This is a genomic window from Nonomuraea sp. NPDC003754, assembly GCF_053605785.1.
In genome coordinates, this window is the sequence record NZ_JBSGJX010000029.1 from 44439 (window position 1) to 60429 (window position 15991).

Here is a 15991-nt window from a genome sequence, read left to right on the forward strand (position 1 = left end):
GCCGGGCCGGCCTGATCGGCCGCCCGGATGGCGTTATCGAGCCCTCGCCGGAGGAGGTCCTCGCTCGCTGATCCCGCGATGGAGCATCGCCGTGCGCAGCACGGCAGGCTCGGCGAAGCCGGCCGGCGCGCGCCGCGGGCCGGGAATCGCCGGCCAGACGGCCAGCAGGCGCACCAGGCGCGCCCCGAGACGGCGCAGCATCCCCCACAGCGCGGCCTCGCCCTTGGCCAGCCACACGGCGACCATGACGACGGCCCAGCCGTGCATGAGCAGCATGCCGAAGCCCGGGGTCAGGCCGTGGGCGTGACCGGTCAGCACCTGGACCGGGTCGGGGGCGTGCGCCGTGGAGAAGATCACGTGCAGCACGGCCTGCACAGCGGTCAGCAGCGGAAGGATCACCCGCAGCCCGCGCTCGCGACCCGCGATCGGCATGCCCGCGGCCATGGACACCGCGAGGCCGACCGCCGCGGTGCGGCCCGCGACGGGGCCTCCGGCCACCACGTGCGCCACCACGCCCATGAGCACGCACACCACGGCGAAGACCGCGGCACGCGCGAGGCGCAGGGGGAGGCCGGCTGACACGCCGACGATCATCCCATGGAATAGCGAATGGCCGGTGAGGGTTTCACCGGCCATTCGTGGGTGGTGGAGCTAAGGAGACTCGAACTCCTGACCCCCTCCATGCCATGGAGGTGCGCTACCAACTGCGCTATAGCCCCTTTGCGCTCTCGGCGCGAAGCCAGTCTATAGGACTCCGGAGGTGGTCGGTGACGGGAATACCGGCCGCGTGTCGCGAGTTGCAACGATTACCATTTTCGAGGGCGAGGAGACGTGAGATGGCCAGAAACGACCAGCGGCCCGTGATCAAGCTCAGGTCCACGGCGGGCACCGGCTACACCTACGTGACCACCAAGAGCCGCAGGAACGACCCCGACCGGCTCCAGGTCCGCAAGTACGACCCGGTCGTCCGCCGCCACGTCACCTTCAGGGAGGAACGATGAAGAAGAACCTGCACCCCGCCTACCGCCCGGTCGTCTTCAGGGACGCCAGCGCCGGCTACGCCTTCCTGACCCGCTCCACCGCGACGAGCGGCAGGACCGTCGAATGGACGGACGGCAACGTCTACCCCGTCGTCGACGTGGACGTCTCCTCGGCCAGCCACCCGTTCTACACGGGACGCAACCGCGTGCTGGACTCGGCCGGCCGGGTCGAGCGCTTCAACCAGCGGTACGGCAAGCGCTGACCGCCCGCCCGTGACGAGCGTGCGCCGGTCGCGCGCCCGTCACGGCACCCCTCCACGCGGCAGGCCGTCGGCCGGGCCGGGACCGACCACGGGGACGGCAGGACAGCTCTCTCCGGACTCGGGCAGGTCCAGGGCAGCATGGCGGACTCGTGCGAGGCCACCACGATGTCAACCGGCTGCGCCGGCCCGGCCGATCAGGTCCGCCAGTTCGGCCACGGCGGGGTCCTCGGTCGTCTCCGCCAGCCTGCCCGCCTGCTCGCGCAGCGTCGGCAGGTCCATGCCGAACGCCTCCCGGTCGCGCAGGTACAGGGCGAAGGCGGCGGCCACGACGTCGACCTGCAGCCGGGAGGGCGCCTCCTTCCACAGGGCGCCGCCCAGGTCGGCGGCGGCCACGGAGCCGGTGGCCTCGGCGGGCCTGCGGGTGTCGGGCTCCTGCCAGCGTACGGTGGCCGAGGCCAGCTGACCGGACGCGCCCGCGCGCAGCCGTACGGCGTAGAGGGCCGTGACGGAGTGTCCTGGGCCGACCTCGCCGCCGTCCTTGGCGTCGTCGCGGAAGTCCTCGGCCGCGAGCGCACGGTTCTCGTAGCCGACGAGCCGGTAGCTCTCGACCGCCGCCGGGTTGAAGACGACCTGCGCCTTGGCGTCGCGGGCGCGCAGTTCCAGGGTGGCGGGCAGCTGCTCGACGAAGACCTTGCGGGCCTCCTCGGGGGTGCTCACGTAGACGGCGGCGCCGTCGCCGTTGTCGGCGAGCTGTTCCATGAGCTCGTCGCCGTAGTCCCCGCCCACGCCGACCGACAGCAGCGTGATCCGCTTGCCGGCGTGCTCCTTGACCCGGTCGAGGATGGCCTGCCAGGTGGTGCTGCCGGTGTTGGCCAGGCCGTCCGACAGCAGCACGACCCTGTTGGTGGCGGCGGCGCGGAAGGCGCGCGCGGCCTCCTGGTAGCCGGTGAGCAGGCCGTCCTCCACGTTGGTCGATCCTTCGACGGCGAGCCTGTCGATGGCGGCGCGCAGGTCGGCGCGGGCGGCCAGCGGGGTCATCGGGGCCACCAGCGTGGCCTGGTCGCTGAAGGAGACGATCGACACCTGGTCGCCGGGGGCGAGCTGGTCGACCAGCGTGTGCAGCGCCTGCTTCACCAGGTCGAGCCGGCCGGGCTCGGCCATGGAGCCGGACACGTCGACGACGAAGGTCAGGTTCGCGGGCCGTCTGGCGGCGGCGTCGGCCGCCCTGGTCTGCAGGCCGACCCTGAGCACCGCGGTGTTGTCGTCCGGCAGCCTCGCGCCGTCGACATGGACGGTGAACCCGTCGTCGGGCGGCTGGGCGTAGTCCTGGCGGAAGGCGTTGACGAACTCCTCGGGCCGCACCCGCCCCGGCTCGGGCCAGCGGCCCTCGGCGAGGGTACGGCGGGCGTAGCCGTAGGAGGCGGTGTCGACGTCCAGCGCGAACGTGGACACCTGCGCCGCCTCGGTGTCGGTCTCCCCGCCGTTCTCCTGCGTGGCCATGGCGGCCTTGCCGGCCGGGCTCTCGTGGACGCCGCCTCTGCTTGCCCGGGGGGCCGCAGACGCGGTCGCGCCGGACGGCTCGCGTGGCGCCGCCCGATCGTAGGTCGCCGTCGTCGACCCCTCGGGACCGCTCCCGCAGGCGGCCACCGTCAGCAACATCGCGATCACGACCAAGGGTCGGAGTCTCATCCCAACCACCTCCACCGCCTACGACGGGAAGGGCCGCGGCATGGCCGGGCGCGTGACGCAAGCGAGCATGATCCGTGTTCGATCCGTGATGGGCGGTGTCCAGCCCGGATCCCCCCGGCGAGGCCGAGCAGCAGGTGGGCGGCGGCCGGGTCCCTCGCCGACTCCAGGAAGGCACGCCGTACGATCCAGCCATGCTGGTTCCGCTCCCGGCCCGGTCGCACGCGGTGGCCGCGCTGGCCTTCGACGGCATGTCGCCCTTCGAGCTCGGCTGCGTCGTGGAGATCTTCGGACTGCCCCGGCCCGAGCTGCGGGTGCCGTGGTACGACCTCAAGGTCTGCGCCGAGAGCGCCGAGCCGCTGCGTGTGGTGGGCGGCTTCAGCATGCGCGCCGACCACGGCCTCGACGTGCTGGCCCGGGCCGACACGGTGATCGTGCCGGGAGTGGCCGACGTGCGGGGCGAGGTCTCCCCCGCGCTGGTCGGTGCGCTACGGGCGGCCCACGCCCGAGGGGCCAGGATCGTCTCGATCTGCTCGGGCGCCTTCGCGCTGGCCGCCGCCGGCCTGCTCGACGGCAGGGAGGCGACGACCCACTGGAAGTACGCCGACCTGCTGCAGCTGCGCTTCCCCGAGGTGCGGGTCAACCCGGACGTGCTCTACGTCGACGGCGGGCGGATCCTGACGAGCGCGGGCAGCGCGGCGGGGCTCGACCTGCTGATCCATCTGGTCCGGACCGACCACGGCGCGAACGTCGCCAACGCCGTGGCCCGCCGCCTGGTCGTCCCACCTCATCGGGAGGGTGGTCAGGCCCAGTTCATCCAGGCGGCCGTGACGGCGGTGGAGGACGACGACGCGGTGGCCAGGGCGATGGAGTGGGCCATGGCGCACCTGGCTGAGCCGATCACCGTGGGCGACCTGGCCAGGGTGGCGCACCTGTCCGAGCGCACGTTCATCAGGCACTTCAAGGCGCAGACCGGCACATCGCCGCTGCGCTGGGTGATCTCGCAGCGGGTCGCGGCCAGCCTGCCGCTGCTGGAGTCGACCGGCGCCCCGGTGGAGGAGATCGGGGCGGCGGTCGGGTTCGAGAGCCCGGTCACCTTCCGCCACCATTTCAGCCGCGCCATGCGCACCTCGCCGTCGGCCTACCGGCGGGCCTTCGGCGCCACCCGCTGAGACCGCCGCGAGCACCCGGCGCGTGATCCCGGGGCGGCGGGCCACGGCTGACGGGGTCGGTCTATCCTATCTTTTGAACACGTTCAAAAGAGGAGGCGCTGTGAGCCCGCTGGTCGGCGTCATCGTCACCCTCGGCATGCTGGTCGTCATCCCCCTGGGCCTGCGGCTGCTGGAGGTGCGGCCCTGGCCGTTCCTCGTCGGCGCCGCGGCGGGTGCGGCGTCGCTCTGGCTGCCCCGCGGCCCCGTCGCCGTCGCGCTTGCGGCGGTGTACGGCCTGGCCACCCTCTACCTGTCCGCGCACGCGCTCCCCCGCCTGCGCAGACCCGATCCCGTCCGGCTCGCGGCCGCGACCGCGCTGGCCACACCGTCGGTCGCCGCCGTCTCGCTGGTGGCCGAACGCGGCGGCCACCAGCTGTTCGGCTACTCTCCCCAGCTGCTCGCCCTGACCGTCGCGCACTTCCACTTCGCCGGGTTCGCCGCCGCGCTGGTGGCGGGGCTGGTCGGCAGGGCGGCCGGGTCGCGGGTCGCGGCGCTGACCGTCCCCGCGGGCACGCTGCTGGTCCTCGGCGGCTACTTCATAAGCGACTGGGTCGAGCTGGCCGGGTCCGCGGTGCTGACGGCGGGCATGTGGTGGGTGGGCTGGCTGGCGTGGCGGCGCTTCCGCGGCCTCTTCCTGCTGTCGGGCGCGGTGCTGGCCGTCACCATGATGCTGGCGATGGCGTGGGCGCTCGGCCAGGCCACCGGCCTGCCGCACCCCTCGATCGAGGTGATGATCGCCACGCACGGCGTCGGCAACGCCTTCGGATTCGCCCTCTGCGCCGTCGCCGCGCTGCGCCGGCTCGACCCCATGTGAGGCCGTCATGGAGTTCACCTATCCCGACGTCGGCGCGACACTGACCGGCGAGTTGCCCGCGGGTTACCGCCACCTGCGCCACTCGCGCGTGCTCAGGGCGCCCTTCGAGGTCGCGGCGGAGGCGCTGATGACCTGGCAGCCGCACCGCCGCCTCGGCCTGCGCCCGCGCGTCTCGGCGCCGCGCGCCGCGCCGGGTGTCGAGATCACCGTACGGCTGGCCGTGCTCCACGCCCCGTGCCGGGTGGTGTGGACGATCGAGGAGCCCGACCGGGCCGGCTGGGCGTACGGCACGCTGCCCGGCCATCCGGCCAGCGGCGAGGAGAGCTTCCTCCTCGAACGCCTGCCCGGCGGCGGGGCCAAGGTCACGATCATCTCGTTCAGCCGGCCGGCGAGCCCGCTCGCCCGGCTCGGCGGGCCGCTCGTCCCCGCGGCCCAGCGCGCCTTCCTGCGCCTGTACGCTCGCACGCTGGACCTTTACTGACAGGCCGCGGGCGACCAGGATCGGAGGGGTGAGCCACACCGGACGCCGGGGCCTGACGTGATGAAGGTCGTGCTCGCCGTCCTGACGGCCGGCACGGTGGCGCTGGCCCTGCTGTGGGTGTTCCAGCGCCATCTGATCTATCTGCCCGACCCCGGCCCTGTGCCGTCCGCCCGGTCGGTCCTGCCCGGCGCCCACGATGTCACGTTCACCACCTCCGACGGCCTCACGCTGGCGGCCTGGCACGTCACCGGCGGCCGCCGCGGGGTGACGGTCCTGGTGACGGGCGGCAACGCGGGCAACCGCCTGCACCGGGCGCCGCTGGCGGCCGCCCTGGCCCGCGAGGGCTTCGACGTGCTGCTCATGGACTACCGCGGCTACGGCGGCAATCCGGGCTCCCCGTCGGAGGACGGCCTGCTGCGCGACGCGCTGGCCGCGCGTGCCCTGGTGAAGGGACCGGTCATCTACTTCGGAGAGAGCCTGGGCGCCGCCGTCGCCACCGCGCTGGCGGTCCGGCAGCCGCCTGTGGGCCTGCTGCTGCGCTCCCCCTTCACCGATCTGACGGCGGCGGGGCGGCACAACTACCCGTTCCTGCCGGTCGGGCTGCTGCTGCGCGACCGCCTGCCCGTCGCCGGGCCGCTGGCGTCGGTGCGGGTGCCCACCACCGTCGTCTACGGCTCGCGTGACACGATCGTCCCGCCCGAGCTGAGCCGTGCGGTGGCCGCCTCGGCCGGTGGACCGGTCACGCTGGTCGAGGTCGAGGGGGCGGGACACAACGACAGGGCCCTGCTCGACGGGCCCGAACTCGTCGCCGCCGTCGTGGCCCTGGCGCGGTGAGCGGTCAGGGCAGCTCGTAGTCGAAGACGTAGGAGTGGGCGCCGTCGGGCGCGATGTGGATCTGGAGCGCGCCGCGCAGGCCCGCCAGCCGCCCGGTGCCGGAGCCCGGCACGACCGTGCAGGTGAGCGAGTCATCGCCGGAGTCGCTGACCGCGTTGTGCTGCAGGACGAACGTGCCCTCGCGATCCTCGATCCTGCCGGTGACCCGCTCCATCGCCACGTAGGACCGGGACACGTCGTGCTCCGACGATGAAACGATCATGGTGACGGTGCTCGACCCCTTCAGGTCGCCCTCGAAGGTCTTGCCGAGGGTGACGACGGCGAGCGTGACGCCGTCGACGGCGTCGTAGGGCTCCTGCGGGGTCCAGTCGAACGTGACGAAGCTTCCTTGTGCGGTCATGGACGCAAGCCTTCCGCCCATACCTGCCACCCTCTGTCAGGTACCGGCGAGAATCCGCACCACCGGCGCGAACGCCTCCAGGTAGTAGGCGTTGATCGAGATGTAGGAGACGCCGAGGCGATCCCGCCGCTTGCGCAGGGTCTCGGCCATCTCCTCGGGCGTCCCCTTGAGGAATCCCACACCGTGCGGCTCGCCGCCGACCTGCTGCCGCAGCCATGGCGGCAGCTCGTCTCCGATGGCGGCCACGTTGAGGTTGATCTCGAGCCGGGGGAAGCGGTCGCCCGCCACCTCGTACAGCTCGTCCAGCTTGGCGGCCAGCTCGTCCTCGGTGGCCTGGGCGGGCAGGGCGAGGGCGATGGTGTCGGCCCTGGCGGCGGCCAGGCGGAGCAGCCGGGCCCCTCCGGCGGCGACGAGGAGCGGCACGTCCCCGACCGCGTCGATGGTGTCGGCGAGGCGGGCGACGCGCTCGGCGGGCGTGCCGTACGGGACGCCGAGCACGGCGGTGTCGGCCTCGGCGCCAGGACGGCCCGCGCCGAGGCCCAGCTGGAAGCGGCCGTCCGAGAGGGTCTGCATGGTGCGCGTCTCCCAGGCCACCTGGCCCGGCGTACGGTTGGCGGCGCTGAGCACGTAGGTGCCGAGACGCAGCCGGGTCGTGGCGGCGGCCGCGGCGGCGAGCGCGGCGAACGGCGCGAACGTGCCCAGCGTGTCAGGGATCAGCAGGCTGTCGTAGCCGAGCTGCTCCGCGCGGCGGGCGAGCCCCGTCCATGCTTCGCCGCCGGGCGCCTGGCCCGCGACGGCGCCGAACCTGAAAGGGCGCGTGGTCATCTGGATCTCCTTCGTCGGATGTGCCCCCACGATCGCCCGCCGGCGGCCGGTGCGGCATCCTCCAGGAGTTGACGGTCCGGGTACTCCGTCAGGAGGAAGGCGGGGCCACGATCTTCACCGGAAGGCCCCAGGAGGAGAAGCGGATCGTGCTCTTCTTGGAGACGTCGCCGAGCGTGCCAGGCGGCTCGGTCCATCGGGTCACCAGCTTGGCCGGCCGTCCTGCGCTGTCGGTCGACAGCTTCCAGAAGATGAAGGCCGGGGCCTGCTGCGCGCTGCCCACGGTGGCGCGGTAGGAGGGCGAGGCCTGGTAGAGGGCGCTGCCGGTGATCATGCCCTTGGTGGCGAGCATGGCCTTCGTGGCGGCGGGGTCGAGGACCAGGACGGGGCTGAAGAAGGGGGTGCGCGCGCCCGGCCTGCTCGCCGACCTGACCCACTTCTTGCCGATCACGCCGCCCCGCTGGTAGGTGGCCGAGCCGGCGGCGATCGTGCGGACGGCCCCCTCGGCCAGCCCCGACCTGGCGCGGAAGTCGTAGGCGACCACTCCCGACCGGTCGAACTCCACGACGCCCCTGCGCTTGCTGACGCTGAAAAGATCGCCGTCGATCGCGGTCTCGGCCCGCTCGGTGAAGCGCACCCCCTGGCCGGGGACGAACTGCTGCTTGAGCGCGGTGACCGGATCAGGAGCGATCATGAGTAAGACGCTTACCGCGGCTGTCATCATGACGACTCATCGTAGTGATCGAGGTGATATCCGCCCGGACAGATCACCATAATGGTCCGCCATGCGGGAGCTTGCGGACTATGCGGCGACGATCGCCCCGCTGATCGACGCCGTCCACATCGACGTGCACGCCACCAGGCGGGAGAAGGGGCTGGAGTACGTGCGCCGGTCCGGGCTGCGCGCCGGCTTCCTCATCGACCAGCGGTACGTGCTGCCGCTGCGGCCACTCACCCGCGCGGGGCTGGCGGCCGTCTACCGGTACGGCACCGCAGGCGAACAGGCCGACGAGGTGGCGGCGCAGCTGCGGCAGGGCGCCCTGCGCGAGGACGAGCACGGCAGGCTGCACGCCACGCCCGCCACGCTGGCCTTCATCGAAGGGCTCTACCAGCTGCACGGGCAGGCCACCGCCCTGCTGTGGAGCGGGCGGGAGGGCCTCGTGGCCGAGGTCGCCGCGCTGCTCGGCAGGCTGCTGGGCGGGGCCGAGCGGATGCCAGGCGGGGCGCTGGAGCTGATGGCTCCGCCGTACGAGCCGGAGGGCGTGCCCGGCGGGGTGATGCTGTTCAACCGGCTTGCCGCGTTCCGCTATCACCGGGCCGACGCGCACGCCGCCGCGTGGCAGGCGGCGGGCCTGACCGCCGGGGAGGTCACCTCGCTGCGCGAGGGGCCGCTGTGGGAGGCGGTCGAGCGGGACACCAACCTGCGGGCGGCGGTGCCGTACGGGTTGCTGACCGGGGCGGAGCGGACGCTGCTCCTTCAGGGCCTGCGGACGCTGGCCAAGGTCTGAACCTCGCCCTGCTCGTCGCTGACCAGTGCGTCGATCGCGGCGAAGAAGGCGGCGATGCCGGGCAGGTCGGCGCCCTTGGCGCGCGAGGCGGCGAAGTCGTCGGCCGAGCGCCAGTCGACGATGTCGAGCCATTCGTCGTCGGCCAGGCGGACGAGCCTGGCGCCGAGGAAGCCGGCGCGGTCGGCCGCGAAGTCGGCCTCCATCCCGGGCCGGGCGGCCAGCAGGTCGGCGGCTCGGGTGGCCTTGAAGCGGGTCAGTTCGACGAACATGACGAACTCCTCTCGAGGTTCCTGCCGCCATAATAGTCAACATCAGTGACTATTTCCATTTTGCTCTGGATTGTGCCGCTCCGACCCGCCAGGATGCTGCCTGGAATCGCGGGTTTCGCCACTGGGAGAGCAATGGAAGCCGCCGAGATCAGGCGCGCAGTAGAACTTGAGGACCGGCACTGGTGGTACCGGGAGCGGCGGGCCATCCTCGCCCGCGAGCTTCGCAGGATCGGACGTCCGGGACGCGCCCTCGACGTCGGCGCTGCGGGCGGCGGCAACACCCGGGTCTTCCAGCGGTACGGCTGGCACGCCCTGGCCGTCGACCGGTCCGGCACCGCCGTCGCCCACGCCAGGCGGCGCGGCGTCGCGGCCGTCATGGCCGACCTGTGCGGGCTGCCCCTGGGCGAGGCGGAGTTCGACCTGGTGACGGCGCTGGACGTGCTGGAACACATCGACGACGACCATGCCGCGGCGGCCGAGATCGCCCGGGTGCTGAAGCCCGGCGGCACCGCGTTCATCGCCGTGCCGTGCGACATGCGCCTGTGGTCGGCGCACGACGTCGCGCTCGGGCACGTGCGCCGCTACACCCGCCAGGGCCTCACCGAGGTGATCGAGGGCTCCGGGCTGGTGATCGAGCGCCTGTGGAGCTGGAACGTGCTGCTGCGACCCGTCGCCGCCCTCCGCCGGCGCAACGCGACGGGCTGCGACCTGCAGGCGCTGCCGGGGCCGGTGAACCTGGCACTGACCGCCGTCGTCATGGCCGAGCGGTACCTGCCCGTCTCCGGCCTGCCCGGCGTCTCCCTCATGGCCCGCGCCCGGCGGCGGCCATGACCGCCACCGTGGAAGGGGTGCCGTTCGTCACCGACAGCACCCCCGGGGCCGCCGGGGCTCCCGGAGGCCCGAGGGCCACCACGGTCGACGTCATCATTCCGGTGCTCGACGAGGAGCGCGCCCTGCCCGGCTGTATCGAGACCGTGCACCGGTTCCTGCGCGAGTCCTTCCCGCTCCCGTGGCGGATCACGATCGTCGACAGCGGCAGCACGGACGGCACCTGGGAACTGGCCCGCCGCCTGTCGCGCGACCTGCCCGGCGTGGCCGCCGTCAGGCTCGAGACGGTCGGCAAGGGGGCGGCGATCAGGGCGGGCTGGTCGGCCAGCGGCGCCGACGTGGTGGCGTTCATGGACGTCGACCTGTCGACGGAGCTGCCCGCCCTCCTCCCGCTGGTCATGGCCGTCGTCTCCGGCCACTGCGAGATCGCCATCGGCAGCCGGCTGCTCGGCGGGGCGCGCATCCGGCGCAGCTTCCGCAGGGAGGTCATCTCCCGCGGCTACAACGGGCTGCTGAGGGTGGGCTTCAGGGCCGGGTTCACCGACTCGGCCTGCGGTTTCAAGGCGGCCAGAGCCGAGGTGATCCGACCGATCCTGGCCAAGGTCGCCGACGACGCGTGGTTCTTCGACACCGAGATGCTGCTGATCGCCGAACACAACGGCGCCAGGGTGCGCGAGGTGGCCGTCGACTGGACCGAGGACGCCGACTCCAAGGTCCGCCTGTGGCGCACCGCCTGGGCCGACCTGCGCGGCATGGTGCGGGTGGCGCGCGCCCTGTCCTCGGGCGCGGCCACCGTCGAACTGCCCCGGCCGCCCGACCCGGCGCCCGCGCCCTCCCCACCGGCCCGGATCGCGCTGGTCCGCAGGCTGGTGTCCTTCGGGCTCGTCGGGCTGGCCTCCACCGTCGTCCACGCGTCCCTCTACCTGCTGCTGCGGACGGCCCTGCCGGTCGAGGCGGCCAACCTGCTCGCGCTGGCGGCCACCGCGGTCGTCAACACCGAGGCGCACCGGCGGTGGACCTTCAACCGGCGCGCGGGCCGGCGGGTCGTCGCCCACGCCCGCGCGGGACTGCTGTTCCTGCTGAACTACGCGGTCACCACGACCGCCATCGTCGTGACCGGGGCGGGCCCGCGCTGGGCGGAGGGCCTGGCGCTGGTGTGCGCGTCGCTGGCGATGACCGCGATCCGCTTCACACTCCTGGACCGCTGGGTCTTCCCCCGCCGCTAGCCATCGACCATGCCCGCGTCCATGCCCGCCCGCGCGACATCCGGATGCCCGAGCGGCGACGGCGGCGTCCGGATGCCCGAACGGCGGCCGCACGTCCGCTGCGGGCCCGGCCGGTGACGCCCTCCTGACGATCCTGGGCGGCGCTCTCCCAAGGAGCGCTCTCCCAAGGACGGCAGGACCCCGAAGCCGGGGCCGGGGCCGGGGCCGGACGGAAGCGGCACGGCGTCGCTCCGGCCCGCCGTCCCCGGTCGTTCAGCGTGGACGGCAGACGCGGCTCGACGAGGACCAGAGCGGACCCCGGCAGGAGAGCGCGCAGGCAGACCGGGCAGAAGGCCGCAAGCGGGCCGGAGAAGATCGAAGGCCGGCCGGACAGAAGACCCGAAGCGAGCCGGAGAAGATCGAAAGCGGGCCGGACAGAAGACCCGAAGCGAGCCGGAGAAGATCGAAAGCGGGCCGGACAGAAGACCAGTAGCGGGCCGGAGAGAGGATCGCGAGCGGGCCGGTCACGGGAGCGTCTGACGGCCCTGCGCCCGTGCCGGTGGCCGAAGGGAGGTCCGCACGATGTCCGGCCGCGGCGGGAAACGCGACAGCGGCGGTGTCCGGATGGACACCGCCGCTGGTCGGTGGAGCTAAGGAGACTCGAACTCCTGACCCCCTCCATGCCATGGAGGTGCGCTACCAACTGCGCTATAGCCCCTTGCGATGTTGGACAGTGTAGCCGAATCCGCCACCGACCACGAATCGGCGCCGTGCCAGGCTCTGTCCATGTCGATCGAAGTTTTCGAAGATCATCGCAAACTCCTGACGGGGGTGGCCTACCGGATCCTGGGCAGCGTCGCCGACGCCGAGGACGTGGTGCAGGAGGCGTGGCTGCGGTGGGCGGGGGTGGAGCACGAGACGGTCGAAGACGCCAGGGCCTACCTGATCCGCGTCACCTCGCGCCTGGCCGTCGACCGGCTCAGGTGGGCGCGGTCCCGGCGCGAGTCCTACGTGGGGCCGTGGCTGCCCGAACCGATCGGCACCACGTCGGACGCGGCCGAACGCGCCGAGCTCGCCGACACGGTGGAGCTGGCCCTGTTGGTGGTGCTGGAGACGTTGTCGCCGCTCGAACGGGCGGTGTTCGTGTTGCGGGAGGCGTTCGACCTGCCGTTCCCCGAGATCGCCGAGGTGATCGGCCGGAGCGAGGCGGCCACCAGGCAACTGGCCAAGCGGGCCCGGGACCACGTGCACGACAGGAGTCGCAGGTTCGACGCCGACCGGGGGCGGCGGCGGGACATCACCGCGCGGTTCCTCGAGGCGGCGGCCGGCGGCGACCTCGACGGGCTGATCGCGCTGCTGGCGCAGGAGGTGACGCTGGTCGGCGACGGCGGCGGCAAGGCTCGCGCGCCGCTGAGGGTGCTGGTCGGCCAGGACAAGGTGGCCCGCTTCCTCGCCTCGGTCGGCAGGCCTGGCGAGATGGACAAGTTCATGGCGTCGGTCGGCGCGCAACCGGAGGCTGAGCTCGCGATGGCGGTGACCGAACTGAACGGGGCGCCCGCAGCGGTGTTGAGCGCGGCGGGCCGCGTGGTCACGGTGGTGTCGCTGGCGATCTCGGACGGGAAGATCGACACGATCTACCTCATCGCGAACCCCGACAAGCTGGGCCACCTCCGCCCCGCCTGACCGGAGCCCGGGTCCCGGGCGGTGGTCGCTGCCTGCGACACCGCGGACGGGCGGCGATCTCCAGCCGTCAAGCAGGAGTGTCGGCCCGTCGTACATGCAGGTGGCCGTCCCTCGGGAAAGGCGGCCGAGCCGGAAGGACCTGGTGAAACTGGTATCTCGCCTTCTCCGCGACCCGGCACGAGGCGAGATTGTCCACCTGGTGGAGCAGGTCGAGACGTTCCAGACCTTCGACCGCGAAGACGTCGAAGGCCCACGTGGTGAGCGCTTCGAGAGCGCGGGGGGCCACGCCCAGGCCACGGGCATGCGCTGCCGTCCAGTAGCCGACCTCCGCGGATTCCTTACCGGGACCGGACCGCTTCATGACCACGTTGCCGACCAACCGCATTCCGTCGGTGCCAGGATGATCGTCATGCACGGCGAAACTCAGCCGTTCTCCGGTCTCCCAGCCACGTCTCTGGAGCTCCAGCCACTCCACCGCATCCTTGACGCTCTCGACCGGGAGCCTCGTCCAACGACGCAGCGTGGGATCGCGATAGGCCTTGATCAGCGGTTCGACGTCGCCATCATTCCAGGGGCGCAGGATGAGCGCGGAGGCGGACGGCGTCGCGTCCGCCCACAAGGTGACATTCATCAAGGCCCTCCCTGAAAGATTCAACTGATCATCTCTCATCCGCGACCCCGCGACCGCGCCCCCGCGTGAAAGCACCACCTCGACGAGAGGGGCCGATCTCCGTGACCCGCTCCAGGTCGTACGGCCAGTCAGAGCTCCCCACGCCCGCGGGGTGAGGAGCTGGTTCTCGGCCTGCTCGGTGACGCTGCGGTCGATTTCCGCGTCTTATGTGGCGACGCCAGGCAGCCGTGCGCTCTCGGTATGCGTGATGGCCGAGGCCGCGGCCGAGGCGAGGATCGCTCTGAGGTGCAGGGGTGGGGCAGGCGGCGGACTGGCGGCCACCGAGGGGGCGGTTCAGGCGGTACGGCGGGGCCGGTGGACGGGGATGCCCGCGGCCCGCACCAGCGCGGGCACGTCGGCTCCGCAGCGCCGCAGGAGGGCGGCGGTGCCGTCGGCGCCGTCGGCCAGCAGCCCCCACAGCAGCCGCTCGCCCGTCACCGGACCGGGCTTCCACATCGCCACCTCGATGACCTTCCGCGCGTGCGGCTCGAGCGCCAGCATGCCGAGCGGGCCCGACAGCGTGACGCGCAGCGGGTTGACGCGGGAGCGGCCGAGCCGCCAGCGGGCGGGGTCGTCGGCGCCGTGGCGGGTGCGCCGCCGTACCTCGTCGACGTCGATGCCGATGGCGGCGAGCAGTTCGCGGGTGCGGCCGGTGTCGAGGTGCGGGCGCAGCGCCTCGGCGGCGGGCAGGTGGGGCAGCGGGTGCTCCTCGGCCAGGCCGAGGAGCATCAGGTCGGGGGCGAGGGCGGTACGGCCCGCGTCCATGGACAGGATCCCGGCGCGCATCACGGCACGGCGGGCCGGTTCGGTGAATCTCTCGAACATCGAGAACACGGCTACCTCCCGATCCTGCGGGCGTGCTTGCGGTGCGCGGACTGCCGCCTGACGCCCAGCGCGTCGGCGATCTGCTCCCACGACCAGCCCTGTGCCCGCGCGTTGGTGACGTGGACGGCCTCCAGCTCCTCCAGCAAGCCGCGCAGGGCCGCCACCGCGGCGAGCCCCACGCCGGGGTCCCTGTCGGCGGCCGCCTCGGCGAGCTCGATGACGTTCATGAGTGTCAGCATGTGCTGACAAGCACCCGCTTGTCAACCCAAGCTGACAGAGCGGCCTCGTGTCAGACGAGAGCGCCGTCGCGGGCGACGACCCGGCCCGCCTTCAGCACCAGCGACCTGGCGGGCCGGACGCAGACCGCCTCGGCGGCGTTGCGGGCCTCGATCACGACCAGGTCGGCCACGTCGCCCACGCCGAGGCCGTAGCCGTCCAGCCCGGTGACGCGCGCACCGCCGTAGGTGGCCGCGTCGAGGGCCAGCTCGACGTCCTCGTCGAGCGGACCGGTCTGCTGGGCCTGCAGCAGCGCACGGTCGAGCATGCACCCGGTGCCGAACGGGCTCCACAGGTCGCGCACGCCGTCGTTGCCCAGGGTCATCGGCACGCCCGCCGCCGCCAGCTCCTTCAGCGGCATCGCCCGGCCCGGCGGGGCGATGGAGGCGATGGCGACGCCCGCCTCGGCCAGCCCGTCGAGCAGTTCGGCCCGTACGGCGGGCGAAGCGTCGGAGAGCGCGAACCCGTGACTGACGGTGACCTTGCCGCGCAGGCCGAGGACCTTCGCGCGCTCGATGATGAGGCGGTACTGCCATTCGCCGAGCGAGCCGCGGTCGTGCAGATGGATGTCGACGCCGACGCCGTGCTTGTCGGCCAGGCCGAACACGATGTCGAAGTGCTTGACCGCGTCGCTGTCGAGACCGGCAGGGTCGAGGCCGCCGATGAGGTCGACGCCCTGCTCGAGCGCCTGCTCCAGCAGGCGGTCGGTGCCCGGCGCGATGAGCAGGCCGGCCTGCGGGAAGGCGACGAGCTGGGCGGTGATGCGGCCCTCGTGGCGCGCGAGCGCCTCGCGGACGGCGTGGACGGCGTCCAGGCCCATGAGGGTGTCGACGTCCACGTGCGTGCGGACGTGGGTGGTGCCCAGCGTGATCATGTTGGCCAGGAGGGCGGAGATGTAGTCGGCGCTGGGGATGCCGAGTTCGGGGCGGCGCTCCTGGCCGCCGCGGATCTTGCCCATGAGGCCGGGCGCGGAGTTGTGGGGCGTCCACGGGCCGCCCCACAGCGTCTTGTCGATGTGGGCGTGGCCGTCGATGAGGCCGGGGATGACCAGCTTGCCGCCGAGGTCCTCGACGGCGGCCGCGCCGCCCTGGAGCCCGGACCCGATCTCGGCGATGCGGCCGTCCCTGATCACCAGGTCGGCGGGGCCCGCGCCCCAGAGGTTGGCGTTGCGCAGCAGCAGCTCGGTCGTCATGGGAGTTAATGGTATACCGCTATGCCCCGCACAGGACGCGGGCA

At 72.8% G+C, this 15991-nt stretch carries 20 protein-coding genes and 2 tRNA genes; 10 read left to right on the plus strand and 12 right to left on the minus strand.

Annotation, left to right across the window (positions count from 1 at the left end; all coding sequences use genetic code 11):
- Positions 1-33: 33 nt before the first annotated feature.
- Complete coding sequence (locus ACWEVS_RS30475) at positions 34-582, minus strand: MFS transporter (protein WP_452554280.1); 549 nt, start codon at positions 580-582, stop codon at positions 34-36.
- A 61-nt stretch (positions 583-643) separates the two neighbouring features.
- A tRNA-Ala gene (locus ACWEVS_RS30480) sits at positions 644-719 on the minus strand.
- Positions 720-836: 117 nt separating this feature from the next.
- Here ACWEVS_RS30480 and rpmG point away from each other — a divergent pair.
- Both rpmG and ACWEVS_RS30490 read left to right on the plus strand, forming a co-directional pair.
- Entirely contained in the window at positions 837-1001 is a 165-nt protein-coding gene (gene rpmG, locus ACWEVS_RS30485; protein WP_449931345.1) for a 50S ribosomal protein L33, read from the plus strand.
- The gene (locus ACWEVS_RS30490; protein ID WP_452418905.1) at positions 998-1243 is read left to right on the plus strand and encodes a type B 50S ribosomal protein L31; all 246 of its coding nucleotides are present in this window, start codon (positions 998-1000) and stop codon (positions 1241-1243) included. The genes rpmG and ACWEVS_RS30490 overlap by 4 nt, the downstream gene beginning before the upstream one ends.
- A 168-nt stretch (positions 1244-1411) precedes the next feature.
- Here the strand turns inward: ACWEVS_RS30490 and ACWEVS_RS30495 are convergent, their stop codons facing one another.
- The gene (locus tag ACWEVS_RS30495; RefSeq protein WP_452554281.1) at positions 1412-2932 is read right to left on the minus strand and encodes a YfbK domain-containing protein; all 1521 of its coding nucleotides are present in this window, start codon (positions 2930-2932) and stop codon (positions 1412-1414) included.
- Between the two features lie 191 nt (positions 2933-3123).
- Between ACWEVS_RS30495 and ftrA the strand changes: the two genes are divergently transcribed.
- From ftrA to ACWEVS_RS30515, 4 genes are all read left to right on the plus strand, one after another.
- Complete coding sequence (gene ftrA / locus ACWEVS_RS30500; protein WP_452554282.1) at positions 3124-4101, plus strand: transcriptional regulator FtrA; 978 nt, start codon at positions 3124-3126, stop codon at positions 4099-4101.
- Positions 4102-4201: 100 nt separating this feature from the next.
- Positions 4202-4954, plus strand: coding sequence for a YndJ family protein (locus ACWEVS_RS30505; protein ID WP_452554283.1), 753 nt, complete (start codon positions 4202-4204; stop codon positions 4952-4954).
- 7 nt (positions 4955-4961) lie between these two features.
- Positions 4962-5435: a DUF1990 family protein gene (locus ACWEVS_RS30510; protein WP_449931355.1), complete on the plus strand. Its 474-nt coding sequence runs from the start codon at positions 4962-4964 to the stop codon at positions 5433-5435.
- A 60-nt stretch (positions 5436-5495) separates the two neighbouring features.
- On the plus strand, positions 5496-6269 hold the full coding sequence (locus ACWEVS_RS30515) for an alpha/beta hydrolase (protein ID WP_452418900.1): 774 nt from the start codon (positions 5496-5498) through the stop codon (positions 6267-6269).
- A gap of 4 nt (positions 6270-6273) precedes the next feature.
- Here ACWEVS_RS30515 and ACWEVS_RS30520 read toward each other — a convergent pair whose 3' ends face one another.
- The 3 genes from ACWEVS_RS30520 to ACWEVS_RS30530 all read right to left on the minus strand — a co-directional run bounded on the left by ACWEVS_RS30520 (position 6274) and on the right by ACWEVS_RS30530 (position 8185).
- Entirely contained in the window at positions 6274-6669 is a 396-nt protein-coding gene (locus ACWEVS_RS30520) for a DUF3224 domain-containing protein (RefSeq protein WP_354916507.1), read from the minus strand.
- A gap of 36 nt (positions 6670-6705) precedes the next feature.
- A complete protein-coding gene (locus ACWEVS_RS30525) occupies positions 6706-7494 on the minus strand; it encodes an LLM class flavin-dependent oxidoreductase (RefSeq protein WP_452418898.1) in 789 nt (262 codons plus the stop codon).
- A gap of 88 nt (positions 7495-7582) precedes the next feature.
- Positions 7583-8185 carry a hypothetical protein gene (locus tag ACWEVS_RS30530; RefSeq protein WP_449931361.1) on the minus strand — a complete coding sequence of 201 codons (603 nt, stop codon included), beginning with the start codon at positions 8183-8185 and terminating at the stop codon, positions 7583-7585.
- Positions 8186-8276: 91 nt separating this feature from the next.
- On the opposite strand from ACWEVS_RS30530, the gene ACWEVS_RS30535 reads away from it, so the two are divergent.
- Positions 8277-8999 (plus strand): hypothetical protein, encoded by a 723-nt coding sequence (locus ACWEVS_RS30535; RefSeq protein ID WP_452554284.1) that lies wholly within the window; start codon positions 8277-8279, stop codon positions 8997-8999.
- On the opposite strand, the gene ACWEVS_RS30540 is transcribed toward ACWEVS_RS30535, so the two are convergent.
- The gene (locus ACWEVS_RS30540; protein ID WP_449931365.1) at positions 8969-9268 is read right to left on the minus strand and encodes a hypothetical protein; all 300 of its coding nucleotides are present in this window, start codon (positions 9266-9268) and stop codon (positions 8969-8971) included. The genes ACWEVS_RS30535 and ACWEVS_RS30540 overlap by 31 nt on opposite strands.
- A 132-nt stretch (positions 9269-9400) precedes the next feature.
- Here ACWEVS_RS30540 and ACWEVS_RS30545 point away from each other — a divergent pair, with 132 nt between their 5' ends.
- Both ACWEVS_RS30545 and ACWEVS_RS30550 read left to right on the plus strand, forming a co-directional pair.
- Positions 9401-10099 carry a class I SAM-dependent methyltransferase gene (locus ACWEVS_RS30545; protein WP_354916493.1) on the plus strand — a complete coding sequence of 233 codons (699 nt, stop codon included), beginning with the start codon at positions 9401-9403 and terminating at the stop codon, positions 10097-10099.
- On the plus strand, positions 10096-11322 hold the full coding sequence (locus ACWEVS_RS30550) for a glycosyltransferase (protein ID WP_452554285.1): 1227 nt from the start codon (positions 10096-10098) through the stop codon (positions 11320-11322). The genes ACWEVS_RS30545 and ACWEVS_RS30550 overlap by 4 nt, the downstream gene beginning before the upstream one ends.
- 624 nt (positions 11323-11946) lie before the next feature.
- Here the strand turns inward: ACWEVS_RS30550 and ACWEVS_RS30555 are convergent.
- Positions 11947-12019 (minus strand) — tRNA-Ala (locus ACWEVS_RS30555).
- Positions 12020-12087: 68 nt separating this feature from the next.
- On the opposite strand from ACWEVS_RS30555, the gene ACWEVS_RS30560 reads away from it, so the two are divergent.
- Entirely contained in the window at positions 12088-12984 is an 897-nt protein-coding gene (locus ACWEVS_RS30560) for an RNA polymerase sigma-70 factor (RefSeq protein ID WP_452554286.1), read from the plus strand.
- Positions 12985-13051: 67 nt separating this feature from the next.
- Here the strand turns inward: ACWEVS_RS30560 and ACWEVS_RS30565 are convergent, their stop codons facing one another.
- The 4 genes from ACWEVS_RS30565 to ACWEVS_RS30580 form a co-directional block, all read right to left on the minus strand.
- Entirely contained in the window at positions 13052-13615 is a 564-nt protein-coding gene (locus tag ACWEVS_RS30565; RefSeq protein ID WP_452554287.1) for a GNAT family N-acetyltransferase, read from the minus strand.
- 333 nt (positions 13616-13948) lie between these two features.
- Positions 13949-14488 (minus strand): Clp protease N-terminal domain-containing protein, encoded by a 540-nt coding sequence (locus ACWEVS_RS30570; RefSeq protein WP_452554288.1) that lies wholly within the window; start codon positions 14486-14488, stop codon positions 13949-13951.
- A gap of 2 nt (positions 14489-14490) precedes the next feature.
- Positions 14491-14706, minus strand: coding sequence for an RNA polymerase subunit sigma-70 (locus tag ACWEVS_RS30575; RefSeq protein ID WP_452418874.1), 216 nt, complete (start codon positions 14704-14706; stop codon positions 14491-14493).
- 62 nt (positions 14707-14768) lie between these two features.
- Positions 14769-15947 carry an amidohydrolase gene (locus tag ACWEVS_RS30580; protein ID WP_452554289.1) on the minus strand — a complete coding sequence of 393 codons (1179 nt, stop codon included), beginning with the start codon at positions 15945-15947 and terminating at the stop codon, positions 14769-14771.
- Positions 15948-15991 lie beyond the last annotated feature (44 nt).